The sequence below is a fragment of the Winogradskyella ludwigii genome (assembly GCF_013403985.1).
Lineage (GTDB): Bacteria > Bacteroidota > Bacteroidia > Flavobacteriales > Flavobacteriaceae > Winogradskyella > Winogradskyella ludwigii.
Genome location: NZ_JABFDF010000001.1, coordinates 65,961 through 83,100 on the forward strand (window position 1 = coordinate 65,961; position 17,140 = coordinate 83,100).

Here is a 17,140-nt window from a genome sequence, read left to right on the forward strand (position 1 = left end):
ACGTATGTCTGAGAATGATAACCTGCCAGAAGCAGATGGAAAAAAAGAAGTAGAATCAACAGAAACTACTCCAACACAAGAAACAACTCCTGTAGTTGAAGCAAAACTAGAACTTGAGCAAGATGCCGAAGTAACATCGGATAAAGCAGAAGTTAAAACTGAAACAACTACAACAGTAGAAGCCGAAGGTGTTTCAAAAACTGATGAAGATAAAAATCATGTAAACGAAATAGATGAATCTAACGCTGAGGATGCTGAGGATGAATCTAATGCCGAACGTCATGAGGTTGAGGAAAAAGATTATCACGCCATGTCTATGGATGAGCTAACTGTAGAAGTTAGTAGACTATTAAAAAGTCATAAAATCCAGACCATTTCTAAACACATCAATGAGATAAAAACCGAGTTTAATGCTAAATTCAGTGAACTTATAGATGAGAAAAAGGAAGAGTTTATTGCAGAAGGTGGTAATATTATAGATTTCTATTACACCAACGACACCAAAAAATCATTCAACACGCTATATAAAGAATACAAACATTCTATAAATGCTTATTACAAAGCGCGTGAACAAAATCTTCAAGAAAATCTTAATAATAGATTACAAATTATAGAGGATATTAAAGGTTTGCTTAGTGTTGAAGAAAACATGGGTACCACCTATAAACATTTTAAAGAACTCCAAGAACAGTGGCGAAATGCAGGCCCAATTCCTAGAGACAAATACAATAATGCTTGGAATACTTACCATCATCATGTAGAACGTTTTTACGACTTTTTACATCTTAATAATGATTTAAGAGATATGGACTTTAAGCATAACTATGATCAGAAATTAAAAATCATAGAACGTGCGGAAGAGTTAGCTTTAGATGAGAATACTAACCGCTCGTTTAGAGAATTACAAGTTTTGCATAAACTATGGAAAGAAGAACTTGGCCCAGTTGGCAAAGAGCATAGAGAAGTTATTTGGGAACGTTTTAGTAATGCAACAAAATCTATCCATGATAAGCGACAAGCATATTATGCAGACATGGATAAAGCTCATGAAAAAAACCTTGAGCGCAAAGAAGAAATTATAGCTAAAATTACAGCTATTGCAGAAGATAAAACGGATTCTCATAGTGCTTGGCAGAAAAAGATTAAAGAAATTGAAGCACTAAGAGATGCATTCTTTAAAGCTGGTAAAGTCCCTTTAAAAGTCAATGAAAGCACTTGGGCTAAATTTAAAGATGCTGTTAGAACTTTTAATCGTGGTAAGAATAATTTCTACAAAGATTTAAAGAAAGACCAGTACGATAACCTTAAAAAGAAAAAGGATTTAATACAAATTGCAGAAGACAACAAAGACAGTGATGACTTTGCTACTGTAACTCCATTAATGAAGAATATTCAGAACGAATGGAAAAAAATAGGTCACGTACCAAGACGTGATAGCGATAAAATCTGGAAGCAATTTAAAGGAGCATGTAATCATTATTTTGACAAAATGCACTCTGCTCGTAAAGCTGAAGACCAACACTTATTTGATGCTTTTGATAAGAAAGTGAAACTTCTAGACGCATTAAAAACATTAGAACTCACCGAAGACCCAAAAGCAGATATCGAAGTTCTAAAAGCTAAAATCTCGGAGTGGAAAGAAATTGGCCATGTACCACAAAGCAAACGCTATATAGATGGAAAATTCTATAAGGCAATCGATGATAGTTTCGATAAGCTTAAAATGGACAAGGCGAAATTAGAAATGATTAAGTTTGAAAGTAAACTTGAAAATTTAGCAAATCCGAACGATACAAGATTACTAGATAACGAGTATAGCTTTATCAAAAAGAGGATGGATGACATTAAATCTGAAATCAACCAATTAGAAAATAACTTACAGTTTTTCTCTAATGTAAAATCAGATAATCCTTTAGTTAAAGACGTGCATAACAATATTGCTAACCATAAAAAGGATTTAGAGTTGTGGAAATCTAAATTAACTAAGGTTCGTAGTATGTATAGCTAAACTAACAAAATACTGTAAAATTTATTTTATAAATTTTACAGTATTTACTTTAAAAGAGAATTTTTAAACATAAAAATTGTTTGTATTTTAGTCGCTTTGTTCTTTATGAATAAAAGATTCAAATCAATTAATATTTAAAAATTATCTTATGCAAAAAAAATTACTCATTCTACTATTATTATGCTTACCTACCATTGCTTTATCTCAAGTCACATTAGGACAGGTAGACGATTTTGAAGATTTCACCTTCAGTAATTGGACAAAGAACAGTTCTATTCCAAATGAAAATATTTATGATGGAGGACCGTTAGGAGATGATGACAACTTTCTACGTGTGACCTCTAGTGGTTCTGGTTCAGATTTAGAATTGATGACAAAAAATAATGGCCAATGGAATGGTGATTATTATCAAGGAAACTTATCTGATCGTATAAAATACATTTCTATGGATGTTAGAAACTCTGGATCTAACGTTATTTTCTTAAGAATAGGCTTTCAGACAGATTATGGTTTAATTTACCGTTGTAGCACCACTAATGCTATTGCTGTAATACCAAATGAAGGTTGGAAGAGGATATCTTTTTCTATTCTTGAAGACAATATTACTGAACTTTCTGACCCTTTCAACTATGCTGTAACTTTTGGAAGCTCTAGTCAAGGTGTAGAAGAATTTAGAATATTACATAGTTCAGTACCTGCTTGGGAATCTGAACCTATTGATGCTATACTAGATATTGATAACATTATAGCAGAAAATCAACCTTTAAATGTGTTCGATTATGAATTTAACACAGAATTAAAAATCTACCCAAATCCTTCAGAAGGAGTATTCACTGTTTCAAGTAACGAAAACATTACAGAAGATATTAGCTATACAATTACAGATGTTTTAGGAAGAACTGTTAGAACAGGAAACTCTAAAATAAATGAAGAAATTAATATTCAAGATTTAAATAGTGGAAATTACATTGTTGAAATCAAAAATAATAGCGGAGAAATATCAAGAATGAAACTTATAAAAAAGTAATCTTTTTACGCTATATCATTAAATATCAAAACCCATCTGTATTAACAGATGGGTTTTGCCCTAACTAAACTAAATTAACCTTAATTACAACCGCTTAAAATAATAATTAAGATTCTACTAAGAATATAAAAAACGTTTATTGTTTTTATATATAGTAATTACGCACAAAAGCTAGTTTTGGATGTTTTGTAAATGAAATTTTTAAATTTTAACATTAATTGACTTACATCTACTAAGATCTAATAATCAAAAAGCGATATTTAGAATTAAAGTCCGAAGGTTTGGATCTGTAAATGTGTAAATTTATAGTGCGATAAAAAGACTTAATTAGTAACTAGACTTTGATAAAATATCTTATTTAAAACCGAGTACTTTTAGAGTTCACTAAAGCAATTTTGCCTCTTCCCAAAACACATCCATTTCAGAAAGCGTCATATCTTTTAAAGACTTGTCTAATTCTTTAGCTTTGCCTTCAAGATATTGAAAGCGTTTTATGAATTTTTTATTGGTGCGCTCTAAAGCATTTTCAGGATTTATTTTAAGAAAACGCGCATAATTTATCATAGAAAACATAACGTCACCAAATTCACTTTCAATAGCATCTTGGTCACCTTTTAGGATTTCAACTTTTAATTCAGCAATCTCCTCTTCTACTTTTTCAAAAACTTGTTCTGGCTTTTCCCAATCAAATCCTACTCCTGCAACTTTTTCTTGTATTCTGCTTGCTTTTACAACTGCAGGTAAACTTTTTGGCACTCCTTCAAGCACACTTGTTTTACCTTCTTTAAGTTTCAGTTGCTCCCAATTTCGTTTTACTTCTGCTTCGTCTTTAACCACAACATCACCATAAATATGTGGATGACGATGAATTAACTTATCGCAAATACTATTACAAACATCTGCAATATCAAAATTGTTGGTTTCACTTCCTATTTTAGAATAGAAAACAATATGAAGTAACACATCTCCCAATTCCTTTTTAACCTCTTCTAAATCATTGTCTAAAATAGCATCGCCAAGTTCGTAAACCTCTTCTATGGTAAGATGACGTAACGACTCCATGGTTTGTTTCTTATCCCATGGACACTGCTCACGCAGCTCGTCCATGATAGTTAACAAACGCTCAAAGGCTTTTAATTGGGCTGTTTTATCTGACATAGCTTCAGTATAAAATATGGTCTCGATACGATTTTTGTTCCGAAAAGTTTCAGAACAAAAATCACTCGAACTGACGTATTATTTATTCTTCTTCGTCAGAAGCTTCTTTAGCTTCTTTTGTTTCTTCAAGAGAACCTAAAAGGTCATTCTTTTGAAGTAAATTGTACCATTGTACCACTTTCTTAATATCTGAAGGATACACACGATCCTCATCATAATCTGGTAAAACCTCAAAGAAAAATTCTTCTAAAACATCTTTACTATCCTTATGACTTATAGTTGTTGGCTTACCACCTTCTTTTTCCTTAACTTTCTTAAGCACATCTCTTAAAGGCACTTCTTCCGCTAACGTATAAATAGCAATCTCACTAAGAATACTAATGTTACTATGCGCACCAACTGTAATTCGTTTATTATCGATTAACGATTCTACAACAGCACCTGTCCTTGTTTGCTTAACTATTTGAAATAAACCTGGTTTTCCAGAGATGGATAAAATTTTGTCTAAACTCATATATATTTTATTAACGTTTTTTGCTCATTGCAGGAAAACGCATTCTGTAATCTATTTTAATTTTTCCTTTTGAAATATTTGTCAAACGTCCTTTTATTAAACGTTTTTTAAATGATGATAATTTATCTGTAAATAACACACCTTCAATATGATCATATTCATGCTGAATAACTCTAGCAATTAAACCATCATACTCTTCTATATGTGTTTCAAAATTTTCATCTTGATATTGAATTTTAATCTTTGGTTGTCTATATACATCTTCCCTTACATCTGGAATACTTAAACAGCCTTCATTAAAAGCCCATTCTTCACCTTCTTCTTCTAAAATCTGAGCGTTAATAAATGTTTTTTTGAACGTTTTAAGTTGTTCTTGTTCTTCTTTAGATAAATCTTCGTCTTCTGCAAACGGAGTTGCATCTACTAAGAACAAACGAATAGGTAAACCTATTTGAGGAGCAGCTAAACCAACGCCAAATGCACCATACATGGTTTCGTACATGTTTTCTATCAGTTCTTCTAACTTAGGGTAATCTTTATCAATGGTCTTTGCTTGTTTCTTTAAAACAGCATCACCATAGGCAACGATTGGTAAAATCATAATTCTTGTATTTTCGGATGCAAAAGTATTAATTTATGTGGATAATATTTCAAAACTAGACAACAAAATCACTTAGTTAGGTCATTGTAAACCAAGAGCGGCAATCTTGTAAAACATCCAATTCAGTTTCATAGTTTTATTGATGCGTGCTTCATCTTTAATTTATCTAGCAGAAAAATAGAATCTATTAACAACTACACTATTAAAATGAATGACTAGAAAGGTAACTTTGTAATATTAAGGTTGCACTAATCTCATCTACCAATGCTTTGTTACGTCTCTGTTTTTTCTTTAGTCCGCTATCAATCATCGTTTGAAATGCCATTTTTGAAGTAAAACGTTCATCTACACGATCTACAGAAATCTCAGGCATGGCTTTTTCTAATTGTACTAAAAACTTCTGAATATAGACTTCACTTTCTGAAGCTGTATTATCCATTTGTTTAGGCAAACCAACTACAATTTTGTCAACGTTTTCTTTTGAAACATATTCTTTTAAAAACTGAAGAAGATCTTTAGTTTCTACAGTAGTAAGTCCGGATGCTATAATTTGCATTTCGTCAGTAACGGCTAAACCTGTTCGTTTTGTACCATAATCAATAGCTAAAATTCTTCCCATAGCAACAAAGGTAATGTAATACCAAATAATTATTAAAATAGACCTCATAAAAAAAACGCCTCTTTATAAAAAAGAAGCGTTTTTTTAATATTTGTATAAACCAATCTAACTTTACGATTATATCCCTCTAAAAACAAATCATGTTGTTAACTATTATTAAGACACTACATTTTCAGATAGGTCACATTTTATTTTAGTTCATTACAAAATAATAGAAATAATTCTTCCCAAAACAACAAATCTGATGCTTAATCAAATACATATTGAAACTGATCTCATAAAAAAAACGCCTCTTTATAAAAAAAGAAGCGTTTTTAAATATTTGTATAAACCAATCTAACTTTACGATTATATCCCTCTAAAAACAAATCATGTTGTTAACTATTATTAAGACACTACATTTTCAGATAGGTCACATTTTATTTTAGTTCATTACAAAATAATAGAAATAATTCTTCCCAAAACAACAAATCTGATGCTTAATCAAATACATATTGAAACTGATCTCATAAAAAAAACGCCTCTTTATAAAAAAAGAAGCGTTTTTAAATATTTGTATAAACCAATCTAACTTTACGATTATATCCCTCTAAAAACAAATCATGTTGTTAACTATTATTAAGACACTACATTTTCAGATAGGTCACATTTTATTTTTAATTCATTTTAAAATACTAGTAATAATGTTTTCCTTAATAGCAAATATGATTCATTATCAAATACATATTGAAATTGACTTCATAAAAAAAAAAAAAAAAACGCTTCTTTACAAAAAAGAAACGTTTTTAAATCAATCAATCTTACAATACGATTATATCCCTTTAAAATAAATCATGTTGCTAATTGTTATTAAGACCCTACGTGATCTGATGGGTCACATTTTATTTTTAATTGATTACATAAAATGAAAACTCCCCATTATAAGGGGAGAGGAGTTTTCGGAATTAGCTATTAATTAAATTCATAGATATTTAAAAATCAATGTATTCAACACCATTAAGACACTACCTTTTTCCTTAAAGTCACATATTTTTCAAAAAACTTTTTAGCTTCAACTATTATAAAAGTATCTTTGAAAATAAAATTCAAAAGAAAAGATGAAACAACTACAATCTACAATAGAAAATGCTTGGAACGATCGTTCGCTTCTAACTAATCAATCAACTATCGATGCCATAAGAAGCGTCGTAGATCTTTTAGACGCTGGCGAGTTACGTGTAGCAGAGCCAACGGCAAATGGATGGCAGGTAAATGAATGGGTAAAAAAAGCAGTTGTTTTATATTTCCCGATTCAGAAAATGGAAACTTTTGAAGTTGGTATTTTTGAATATCATGACAAAATTCCATTAAAGAAAAACTATGCCGAACGTGGTATTAGAGTTGTACCTAATGCAGTAGCAAGACACGGATCATATATTTCTGCTGGCACTATTTTAATGCCAAGTTATGTAAATATTGGTGCTTACGTAGATGAAGGCACAATGGTAGATACTTGGGCAACTGTTGGTAGTTGTGCACAAATTGGCAAAAACGTTCACCTTTCTGGAGGTGTTGGTATTGGTGGTGTTTTAGAACCCTTACAAGCCGCTCCTGTAATTATAGAAGATGGCGCTTTTATTGGTAGTCGTTGTATTGTTGTTGAAGGTGTGCGTGTAGAAAAAGAGGCTGTATTAGGTGCGAATGTAGTTTTAACTATGAGTACAAAAATTATTGATGTTACTGGAGATGAGCCTGTAGAAACAAAAGGTGTTGTTCCTGCACGTTCTGTAGTAATACCAGGAAGCTATACTAAAAAGTTCGCGGCTGGAGAATTTCAAGTGCCATGTGCTTTGATTATTGGGAAACGTAAAGAAAGCACCAATAAAAAGACATCGCTTAATGATGCTTTACGTGAGTATGATGTGGCTGTTTAAAAGAATATTATTCTGTGGTTAATTCCTGAAATTAGAAGCTGATATCATCAGATCCATAATCAGGAATTAACTTGGTTTAATCATAAATCTATCAATAAACCCTGTGTATAATGCAAACTTTCTAGACAGTATCGTTGATATGTGTTTGGTTATAGGTTGCTATAAGGTATTAAAAAAATAAGTTTATAGTATATTTACTGAAATCAATGAATAATGCCAAATAAAATACGTCGATCCATATTAAGACAGTTAAGAAAAATGCGGTTTTTACCTTCTAAACTGTATGTGCATTTCCATTATGAATACTTTTCAGGCAAAAAATTAGATTTAAATAATCCAAAAGATTTTAATGCCAAAATTGAATGGTATAAGGTTTTTTACCGTCCAAAAATTCTAAATCAATTAGTAGATAAATATGCTGTCAGAGCTTATGTCGAAGAAAAAATTGGTGCACAATATTTAAATGAAATTTATGGTGTTTATGATAAACCAGAAGCTATTCCTTTTGAAGATTTACCAAACAAGTTTGTAATAAAAGCGACACATACAAGCAGCCATAATCTCATTGTTTCTGATAAGGAAAAGCTTGATAAAACTAAAGCCATAAAGAAAATTGGAAAATGGTTAACTAAAAACCAATATTATAGAATGGGACAAGAATGGGCGTATAAAGATGTGCCACCCAGAATAATAATTGAAAAATTTTTAAAGGAAGATGATAAAAGCACCTTAACGGACTATAAGTTTTACTGCTTTAACGGCATTCCTAAATTTATAGATGTACATATAGATAGAGACGAAGACCATAAACAAGGTTGTTTTGATTTAGAATTTAATTTATTACCTTTTGGAAAAAGTAAAACCTACAAAACAATTTCGGCCGGAATCCCAAAACCTACTAACCTTAAAGAAATGGTAGATTTATCTGTGATTTTATCTAAGAAACTCCCTTTTGTTAGAGTAGATTTTTACTCCGTTAATGGAAAAACGATATTTGGAGAAATGACGTTTTATCCATCTGACGCTAGAAAAGAATTTTATCCAGACCAATACAATACCATTATTGGAGACTATTTTAAATTACCCATTTTGGAAAACGGCAAAAACGTAATTACTGAATTTTAAGAACGTTCATTTAATTCAATTTTATTATAAATTATGACAGAAGGTAGTATTGAACAAAATGAGATTGATGCCGTAATTCTTTGGGTAGATGGAGATGATGAAAATCATAAAGCCAAAATGTTACCTTATATAGAAGATAAAACGAAGCTTAAATCTGTAAAATTTAGAACGCGTTACAATCAGGTTAATGAAATTAAATTTACTATTGATTCTATCTTAAAATATGCACCATATATTAGAAATATTCATATTATAACAGATAACCAAACACCCGATTTTTTAAAAAATAGAAACGGAGATACTTACAACAAAGTTTCTATCGTTGATCATACGGTTGTTTTTCAAGGTTATGAAGAGTATTTACCTACTTTTAATTGCAGACCAATTGAAACCTGTTTGTACAGAATTCCTAATTTAGCTGAGCACTTTATTTATTTTAATGATGATTTCTTTTTAATAAACGATACAAAGCCTACTGATTTCTTTAAAGACGGACTTCCTATTTTAAGAGGGAAATGGCTAAAGTTTGATAAAGATATCTTTTATAAAAAATTTAAAAAACCAAGAGTTGGACATAAATCTATTCAACAAAATGCGGCTAGACTAGTTGGTTTTAATAAGTATTACAATTTTAAGCACACTCCTCACCCACTAAGAAAATCGACTTTTGAAAACTATTTTAAGGCCAACGAAAATGTTCTTGTCGAAAATATAAAACATCGGTTTAGAAAAACAAGTCAGTTTACACCTCAAGGATTAGCCAACCATTTAGAGATAAAAAATAAAACGTGTTATTTTAAAGATGATTTACAGTTAATGTATTTTAGATCTTATAAAAAACCGTTGTATTGGTATAGATTCAATTTAGATGTGAAGACTAAAGGAAAATTATTCTTAGGGCTTCAAAGTTTAGATCGTAGTCCGCCTCAAATTCTGGCGTATATATTAAATTGGTTAGAAAAACGAATGTCATAAATTAATCACGTGTATGCCTTATAAATTTTTAATATATATTTCTTACAGTTATGCTTTACCTATAGGCAATCCTTTAGAAAAGGAAATCTTAAGCAGAGGAGACACTGTAATGTGGTACAGTGATCTTAAAGATGGCAAAGAAGCATTGAAAGGAAAGGCTAATGTTTTAAGCACTATACAGGATGTTGTAGCCTATAAACCTGATATTGTTTTAACAGCAACCAATGATGTCCCTGATTTTATTACAGGACTTAAAGTACAAATATTTCATGGTTTTTTAGCTCAAAAAAGACCCTCTAAAAAACACATTTTCAGCGAATTTAGAATTCGTGGTTTCTTTGATTTATACTGTACACAAGGTCCAAGTACCACGTCTATTTTTAAACAACTAGAGAAAAAACATAAACACTTTAAGGTAACTGAAACAGGTTGGAGTAAAGTTGATCCTCTTTTCCCTATTAGTAATCAGAAATCAAACCATAAACCAAAAATATTAATAGCTTCTACGTTTACAGAAAGGTTGAGTCTCGCTTTTGATGAAACCGTATTTAATGAAATTAAGAAATTATCTCTAACAGATAAATACACATTTGATATGGTATTGCATCCTAAAATACCTGACGACATAAAAAACAAATGGAAATCACTTGAGAATGCGAATTTCACGTATCACAATACGACCAACCTCATTCCAATATTCCAACATTCTGATATTTTATTCGCAGACACCACTTCTGCTATTCAAGAGTTTTTATTACAAAAGAAACCTGTAGTGAGTTTTAAACATACATTTAATCATGATTATTTAATTCATGTAGACAAAGCAGCTCAACTAGAAGAGATGTTTAACTACGCGCTAAGCTACCCTGAAGATTTAATAAAAAAAATAGACCCTTTTATTAAGAATTTACATCCGTATCAGGACGGCAAATCAAGTAAGCGTGTTATAGAGACCTGTATTTCATATTTACACGAAGACAAAAGTCATTTAAAAAACAAACCTATCAATTTAATTAGAAAGTATAAAATAAGAAAACGTCTGGGTTATTTTACTTGGAAGAGCTACTCAAAACCCTATACTATAAAGAAATAGTTGCATCTTTTTTAATGCCAAATTTGGTGTAAGTAGATTTCTCTTGTTTAGTGTTTTTTCTAATTTGCTTGTTTATTTTAAGAGCTTCTTCATTTTTATAAGGCCGTTCATGATGTAAATGCACACAAATGGCACTATAACGAATCTGTAAAAATTTAACACCGTTATACATCATTCGCTCACCCACTTCTCTATCCTCTCCTCCATATTTCATACGCTCGTCAAAACCATTTACTGCTAGAATATCGTTCTTCCAACAAGACACATTCATGCCATCAAAAGTGGCTTTTGTTGGAGTTATGAAATTTAAATACTTTGCCTTTGTATTAGACTTTGTAAGCTTGTTCATTTTAAACGTTTTTGGCTGTCCTTGAGCTATAAGCCAATCCTTTTCAAAACAGTTTTGCTGTCTAATTACTTGTTCATTTACTTCCCTAGAAACTACATCTGTTAGTTTAAAGTATCCACCAGAAAGTGCCTGTTTTAAATGCCTTAATTTTAAATGTGTTTCAACAAAATCTTTACGAGCAATACAATCTCCATCTGTAAAAATTAAATAGTCAGCGTTTGAAGCTAAAATGGCTTTATTTAAAATTTTTGTTTTCTGAAAACCGTTATTTTCCTGCCAAACATGAACAACTTTCAGGTCTGAGTGTTCAGAAAATTCATTTATAACAGTTTTCGTTTTTTCATCAGAACCATCATCTGCAATAATAATTTCAAAGTTCTTAGTCGTTTGAATATCAAAACTGAGCAATACCAGCTTAAGCCATTCTGGTTTATTAAAGGTGCTTACAATTATTGTTGCTTGTAGATTAGATTGCATTTAGCAAAAATACTATTTTTACAGCATTGAAATCAATAAGATGCTGAAACTGTCTGGAGTCATTATTACTTTTAATGAAGAACGGAACATTGAACAATGTTTAGCGTCTTTAGTTAATGTCGTGGATGAAATTATCGTTGTGGATTCGTTTTCTACAGACAACACTAAAACCATTTGCGAACGGTTTAACGTCAAATTTATTGAACAAAAATTCTTAGGTTATATAGAACAAAAGAATTTTGCCTTATCACAAGCAAGCTATGACCATATTGTATCTTTAGATGGTGATGAGGCTTTATCTGAAACATTACAGCAATCTATAATTGACCTAAAATCTAATTGGAAATTTGATGGTTATTATACTAATCGTTTTAATAACTTTTGTGGACAATGGATAAAGCATTCTGATTGGTATCCTAATAAAAAGCTACGTGTTTTTGATAAACGAAAAGCTTCTTGGACAGGTCATAAAATCCATGAAACTATTAGTTTTAATTCTAATAATTCAAAATCAGGACATCTAAAAGGAGATATTTTACATTATACGTATCAAACCTATTCTGAATTTAATCTAAAAACAGAATATTTTTCATCGCTATCGGCACAATCTTATTTTGAATTAGGAAAAAAAGCACCAATTTGGAAAATTATATTGAATCCAACATGGGCTTTTTTTAAAACTTACTTTTTAAGATTAGGTATTTTAGATGGCTTTAATGGTTATATGATTGCAGTACAAACAGCAAATATCACATTTTTGAAATACTCTAAATTAAGAGCACTTAACAACGAAAAATAGTTTCTATTTCCAGAACTTAAGTAGTTTCTTTAACTTTTTTTTACGCTCTATTTTTCCTCTAAAAAGTTGTACTTCTTTCCACATTAAATTAAAAACCTCTTCATAAGATTTCCCATAACATTTAGCATACTCATCACTCATTATCTCAACCATATGCTTGTATTTGGATAATCTTGCAAAATTTTTCATTCGCGCATTAAAATCCATCGAAACAAATTGCATTCGGTTTAAATCAACGAGATAAAATTTATAAGTATTATTATCCGTAGTTATTAAGGTATTTCCTGGAGAATGATCCAAAAAATTAATTCCCTTTTCATGCAAATCAAAAGTAAATCTTGTAAAAGCTCTCAAAATAGGGTCGTAATTAGGATAATTAAAATCTGTAATTAATTCTCTATACGTTAAATCGCATTCTAAATGTTCTGAAATATAGTAGCTCTTATTAAACAAAAAGCTCGATGTATATTCATAATATGCAACAGGTTGTGGAGTGCCAACACCTAGGTTCTGAAGTTCTTTTGCATACTCAAAAGAGCGCTGTGCTTTACTTTTTCGTAAAAACCGATAAGCAATCTGATTGATGACATTTGGTACTCTAAACGACTTTACATTGAGTGTTTTCTCTTCAAGCTTAAAAAGCTTTAAAGAATTCCGCTTTTGATTACCGTAATCTTCGCCTTTAGAATCATAATTGGTTATAATATCGTCTAAAAACCCTTCATGTGGTCTAAAATTATCGTGTATGTTTTTTGTTCTATTCACTACGTGCTATTCAACGATTTTGAAACTACTTAATTACTTCTTTGTAGAGATCTTATACGTGGCATTAGATCACAAAAATAGTCATATTTATATATTCCATTCTTTATTTACAAATTAAATCCGAAAGGCTGTTTCCTTTAAATCAAGTAGTTTTTATAACTCAGCTTCATATTGCCTTAAATTATAAAATCATTATCTTAAATTTACAGTAAATAAAACTTCAAATGCAGCCATTAGATCTCATAGGCAGAAAAACCGAATTGTTTGCACAAGATATAAAGACGCATACTAACGAATTAAACTCAATTGTTTCATCATCAAGATTCTTAGTACTTGGAGGAGCAGGTTCCATAGGACAAGCTGTAACTAAAGAAATTTTCAAACGTCATCCTAAAAAACTTCATATTGTAGATATCAGCGAAAACAATTTGGTAGAATTGGTAAGAGATCTCAGAAGTACTTTTGGTTATATAAATGGTGATTTTAAAACCTTTGCTTTAGATATTGGCTCTATTGCATATGATGCTTTTATCGCTACAGATGGAAGTTACGATTATGTATTGAATCTTTCAGCCTTAAAACATGTGCGAAGCGAAGAAGATCCGTTTACCTTAATGCGAATGCTTGATGTAAACATTTTTAACACTATAAAAACTATTGAACAATCTATTATTTCTGGTGTAAAAAAATATTTCTGCGTTTCTACAGACAAAGCCACAGATCCTGTGAATATGATGGGAGCTTCTAAACGTATTATGGAACTATTTTTATTTCAAAAAAGCAAGTCTATAAATATTTCTACAGCACGGTTTGCTAATGTTGCTTTTTCGGATGGTTCTTTACTACACAGCTTTGACCAGCGCATAAAAAAACAGCAACCAATTGTGGCACCTAACGATATAAAAAGACACTTTATAACACTTGAAGAAGCTGGAAAACTATGTTTAATGTCTTGTGTCTTTGGTGAAAACAGAGATGTTTTATTTCCTAAGCTAACCGAAGATTCACCTCAAATAAACTTTGCAGATATTGCCTTAAAATATATTAAAAACTTAGGTTATAAGGCTCATCTGTGTAAAGATGAAGATGATGCAAGAGCCTTTACAAAAATGTTACCTCACAATAATAAATGGCCTTGTTTATTTACTAAAAGTGATACTACTGGAGAAAAAGACACAGAAGCTTTCTTTACAGAAGATGAAACTTTAGATATGAATCGCTTTATTGATATTGGAATCATTAAAAATGAATTTGATGTTAATAATGAAGATGATCTCAACCTATTTACTCAAGGTATAAACCAACTTAAATCAAAAAAATCTTGGGCAAAGGAAGATATAATCCTTCAATTTCATAAAATTTTACCGAACTTTAACCACCTTGAAAAAGGCAAATATTTAGATCATAAAATGTAATTGATGCATAACAAAATTGATGTTGTAATAATGGCTGGTGGTAAAGGCAAGCGTTTAAATCCGTTGACCAATCTAACACCTAAACCACTTTTAAAAATTGGTGATAAACCTATAATTGCATACTGTACAGAACTTATTGCATCGCATGGTGTAAAACATATAAATGTTACCATAAATTATTTAGGCGAACAAATTGTTGATTATTTCAAAACCAATAATAAACATCAAATTGATTTTAATTTCATTAAAGAAGCGCAACCTTTAGGTACTATTGGCGCGTTAAAACTTATAAAAAACTTTAAAACGGATTACATTTTAGTGATGAATGCAGATTTGCTCACTAATGTAAATTTAAAAGCTCTTTTTAACCATTTTCTATCAAAAAAAGCGGATGCTTTAATAGCCACTATTCCATACCAAGTCAACGTTCCGCATGATCTCGTAGAAACAGAAGAAGGCTATGTAACGTCTTTAAAAGCGAAACATTCTTATTCTTATCATTTAAATTCGGGCATCTATATCTTTAAAAAATCGTGTTTAGATTTTATTCCAGAAAACACATTTTTTGATGCTACAGATTTAATTAAAGTTTTATTATCTAATGGAATTAAGATTATTAACTATCCTATTCACGATTATTGGATTGATATAGGAAAACCTAAAGATTTTAAAAAAGCACAAGAAGATGTTAAGCATACCAAATTTTAGTGCTCGTTTTTAATTATTTCACAAGATTCTAAATAATTATCCCATAACAAAAAGCGCCATATTCATTTTAATAGATTAGCCTTGTGTTGTATCTTTGCACAGCTAAAAAACAGTTGCTTTTCAATTTATTTAGAGAGTACCTGTTGTTTCAATTAACTTATGAATCACAAACAAGCTTTACAACACGGTATTTTTAAATACATCACTCAATCTGCTGAAGAACTGCAAGTAGAAAGCTACGTCATTGGCGGCTTTGTACGCGATTATTTATTAGAACGTGGAAACGCAAAAGATATTGATGTTGTTGCTGTTGGCAGTGGCATTGAATTAGCAAAGCAAGTTGCAAAAAACTTACCTAACCAACCAAAGGTTCAAGTTTTTAAAACTTACGGCACTGCAATGCTTATTTTTGAAGGTGTTGAAGTTGAATTTGTTGGTGCTAGAAAAGAAAGTTATAACGAAGATAGCAGAAATCCTATTGTTGAAAACGGCACTTTAGAAGACGACCAAAACCGACGTGATTTTACTATAAATGCTTTAGCTTTAAGTTTAAATAAAAATAATTTTGGTGAACTTTTAGATCCTTTTAATGGACTAAGCGATTTAGACAAAGGCATTATTCGCACACCTCTAGACCCAAATATCACGTATAGTGACGATCCTTTGCGAATGATGCGAGCAATCAGGTTTGCAACGCAACTTAATTTTGAAATTGAAGCGACATCACTTCAAGCCATTGCAGATAATAACGAGCGTATTAACATTATTACCAAAGAACGCATTGTTGTTGAAGTCAACAAAATTTTAGAAAGTAAAGTACCTTCCATTGGTTTTATTCATTTGGAAAAAACAGGATTATTAAAATACATTCTACCTGAATTAACAGCCTTAAAAGGCATTGACGAAATTGAAGGTCAGAGACATAAAGATAATTTTTATCACACCTTAGAAGTTGTAGATAATATTGCAAGAACAACAGATAACCTATGGTTACGTTGGGCTGCTTTGTTACATGATATAGGAAAAGCACCAACCAAGAAATTCCACAAAAAAATTGGCTGGACATTTCATGCGCACGAATTTGTAGGCTCAAAAATGGTTTACAAGCTTTTTAAAAGATTGAAAATGCCTTTAAATGACAAAATGAAATTTGTTCAGAAAATGGTATTTATGAGTTCAAGACCAATTGTATTAGCTACAGATGTTACTGATGCAGCTGTAAGACGTTTGGTGTTTGATGCTGGTGATTATGTTGAAGATTTAATGACGCTCTGTGAAGCAGACATCACAACTAAGAATCCAAAAAAATTCAAAAAATATCATAACAACTTTCAAAAGGTTAGAGATAAAATTGTAGAAGTAGAAGAACGCGATCAGGTTCGTAATTTTCAACCTCCAGTTTCTGGTGAAGAAATTATGGAAACGTTTAACTTAAAACCGTCGCGAGAAATCGGACTGATAAAGGAGGCAATAAAAGAAGCTATTTTAGAAGGAGAAATTCCAAATGAACATAAGGCTGCTTTTCAATTGATGTTGGAGAAAGGAAAGAAATTAGGGTTAGAAGTTTCAACAAACTAAATCTTAAAAAATACAA

At 30.9% G+C, this 17,140-nt stretch carries 16 protein-coding genes; 10 read left to right on the top strand and 6 right to left on the bottom strand.

Annotated features, from left to right (window positions below):
• Window positions 1-4 precede the first annotated feature (4 nt).
• Window positions 5-2,008, top strand: coding sequence for a DUF349 domain-containing protein (locus HM981_RS00265; RefSeq protein WP_179336581.1), 2,004 nt, complete (start codon window positions 5-7; stop codon window positions 2,006-2,008).
• 148 nt (window positions 2,009-2,156) lie between these two features.
• Window positions 2,157-3,035 (top strand): T9SS type A sorting domain-containing protein, encoded by an 879-nt coding sequence (locus tag HM981_RS00270; protein ID WP_179336582.1) that lies wholly within the window; start codon window positions 2,157-2,159, stop codon window positions 3,033-3,035.
• A 384-nt stretch (window positions 3,036-3,419) separates the two neighbouring features.
• On the opposite strand, the gene mazG is transcribed toward HM981_RS00270, so the two are convergent.
• The 4 genes from mazG to ruvX all read right to left on the bottom strand — a co-directional run bounded on the left by mazG (window position 3,420) and on the right by ruvX (window position 5,927).
• Window positions 3,420-4,193 (bottom strand): nucleoside triphosphate pyrophosphohydrolase, encoded by a 774-nt coding sequence (mazG, locus tag HM981_RS00275; protein WP_179336583.1) that lies wholly within the window; start codon window positions 4,191-4,193, stop codon window positions 3,420-3,422.
• Between the two features lie 82 nt (window positions 4,194-4,275).
• Window positions 4,276-4,707, bottom strand: coding sequence for a DUF5606 family protein (locus HM981_RS00280; RefSeq protein ID WP_179336584.1), 432 nt, complete (start codon window positions 4,705-4,707; stop codon window positions 4,276-4,278).
• Window positions 4,708-4,717: 10 nt separating this feature from the next.
• Entirely contained in the window at window positions 4,718-5,308 is a 591-nt protein-coding gene (gene def, locus HM981_RS00285; RefSeq protein ID WP_179336585.1) for a peptide deformylase, read from the bottom strand.
• A gap of 202 nt (window positions 5,309-5,510) precedes the next feature.
• A complete protein-coding gene (ruvX, locus tag HM981_RS00290; RefSeq protein WP_179336586.1) occupies window positions 5,511-5,927 on the bottom strand; it encodes a Holliday junction resolvase RuvX in 417 nt (138 codons plus the stop codon).
• Window positions 5,928-7,024: 1,097 nt separating this feature from the next.
• Here ruvX and HM981_RS00295 point away from each other — a divergent pair.
• The 4 genes from HM981_RS00295 to HM981_RS00310 all read left to right on the top strand — a co-directional run bounded on the left by HM981_RS00295 (window position 7,025) and on the right by HM981_RS00310 (window position 11,033).
• Window positions 7,025-7,840, top strand: a complete 816-nt coding sequence (locus tag HM981_RS00295) for a 2,3,4,5-tetrahydropyridine-2,6-dicarboxylate N-succinyltransferase (RefSeq protein WP_179336587.1) — start codon at window positions 7,025-7,027, stop codon at window positions 7,838-7,840.
• Between the two features lie 213 nt (window positions 7,841-8,053).
• Entirely contained in the window at window positions 8,054-8,965 is a 912-nt protein-coding gene (locus HM981_RS00300) for an ATP-grasp fold amidoligase family protein (protein WP_246286079.1), read from the top strand.
• A gap of 33 nt (window positions 8,966-8,998) precedes the next feature.
• Entirely contained in the window at window positions 8,999-9,940 is a 942-nt protein-coding gene (locus HM981_RS00305; RefSeq protein WP_179336588.1) for a Stealth CR1 domain-containing protein, read from the top strand.
• Between the two features lie 13 nt (window positions 9,941-9,953).
• Complete coding sequence (locus tag HM981_RS00310) at window positions 9,954-11,033, top strand: CDP-glycerol glycerophosphotransferase family protein (RefSeq protein ID WP_179336589.1); 1,080 nt, start codon at window positions 9,954-9,956, stop codon at window positions 11,031-11,033.
• Here HM981_RS00310 and HM981_RS00315 read toward each other — a convergent pair.
• A complete protein-coding gene (locus tag HM981_RS00315) occupies window positions 11,020-11,859 on the bottom strand; it encodes a glycosyltransferase family 2 protein (RefSeq protein ID WP_179336590.1) in 840 nt (279 codons plus the stop codon). The genes HM981_RS00310 and HM981_RS00315 overlap by 14 nt on opposite strands.
• 40 nt (window positions 11,860-11,899) lie before the next feature.
• Here HM981_RS00315 and HM981_RS00320 point away from each other — a divergent pair, with 40 nt between their 5' ends.
• Window positions 11,900-12,658: a glycosyltransferase family 2 protein gene (locus HM981_RS00320; RefSeq protein ID WP_179336591.1), complete on the top strand. Its 759-nt coding sequence runs from the start codon at window positions 11,900-11,902 to the stop codon at window positions 12,656-12,658.
• A gap of 3 nt (window positions 12,659-12,661) precedes the next feature.
• Here HM981_RS00320 and HM981_RS00325 read toward each other — a convergent pair whose 3' ends face one another.
• Complete coding sequence (locus HM981_RS00325; protein ID WP_317167149.1) at window positions 12,662-13,423, bottom strand: lipopolysaccharide kinase InaA family protein; 762 nt, start codon at window positions 13,421-13,423, stop codon at window positions 12,662-12,664.
• Between the two features lie 224 nt (window positions 13,424-13,647).
• Between HM981_RS00325 and HM981_RS00330 the strand changes: the two genes are divergently transcribed.
• From HM981_RS00330 to HM981_RS00340, 3 genes are all read left to right on the top strand, one after another.
• Entirely contained in the window at window positions 13,648-14,838 is a 1,191-nt protein-coding gene (locus tag HM981_RS00330; protein WP_179336592.1) for a UDP-N-acetylglucosamine 4,6-dehydratase, read from the top strand.
• Between the two features lie 3 nt (window positions 14,839-14,841).
• Window positions 14,842-15,546 (top strand): sugar phosphate nucleotidyltransferase, encoded by a 705-nt coding sequence (locus HM981_RS00335; RefSeq protein WP_179336593.1) that lies wholly within the window; start codon window positions 14,842-14,844, stop codon window positions 15,544-15,546.
• 159 nt (window positions 15,547-15,705) lie between these two features.
• Window positions 15,706-17,124 carry a CCA tRNA nucleotidyltransferase gene (locus HM981_RS00340; RefSeq protein WP_179336594.1) on the top strand — a complete coding sequence of 473 codons (1,419 nt, stop codon included), beginning with the start codon at window positions 15,706-15,708 and terminating at the stop codon, window positions 17,122-17,124.
• Window positions 17,125-17,140: the final 16 nt, after the last annotated feature.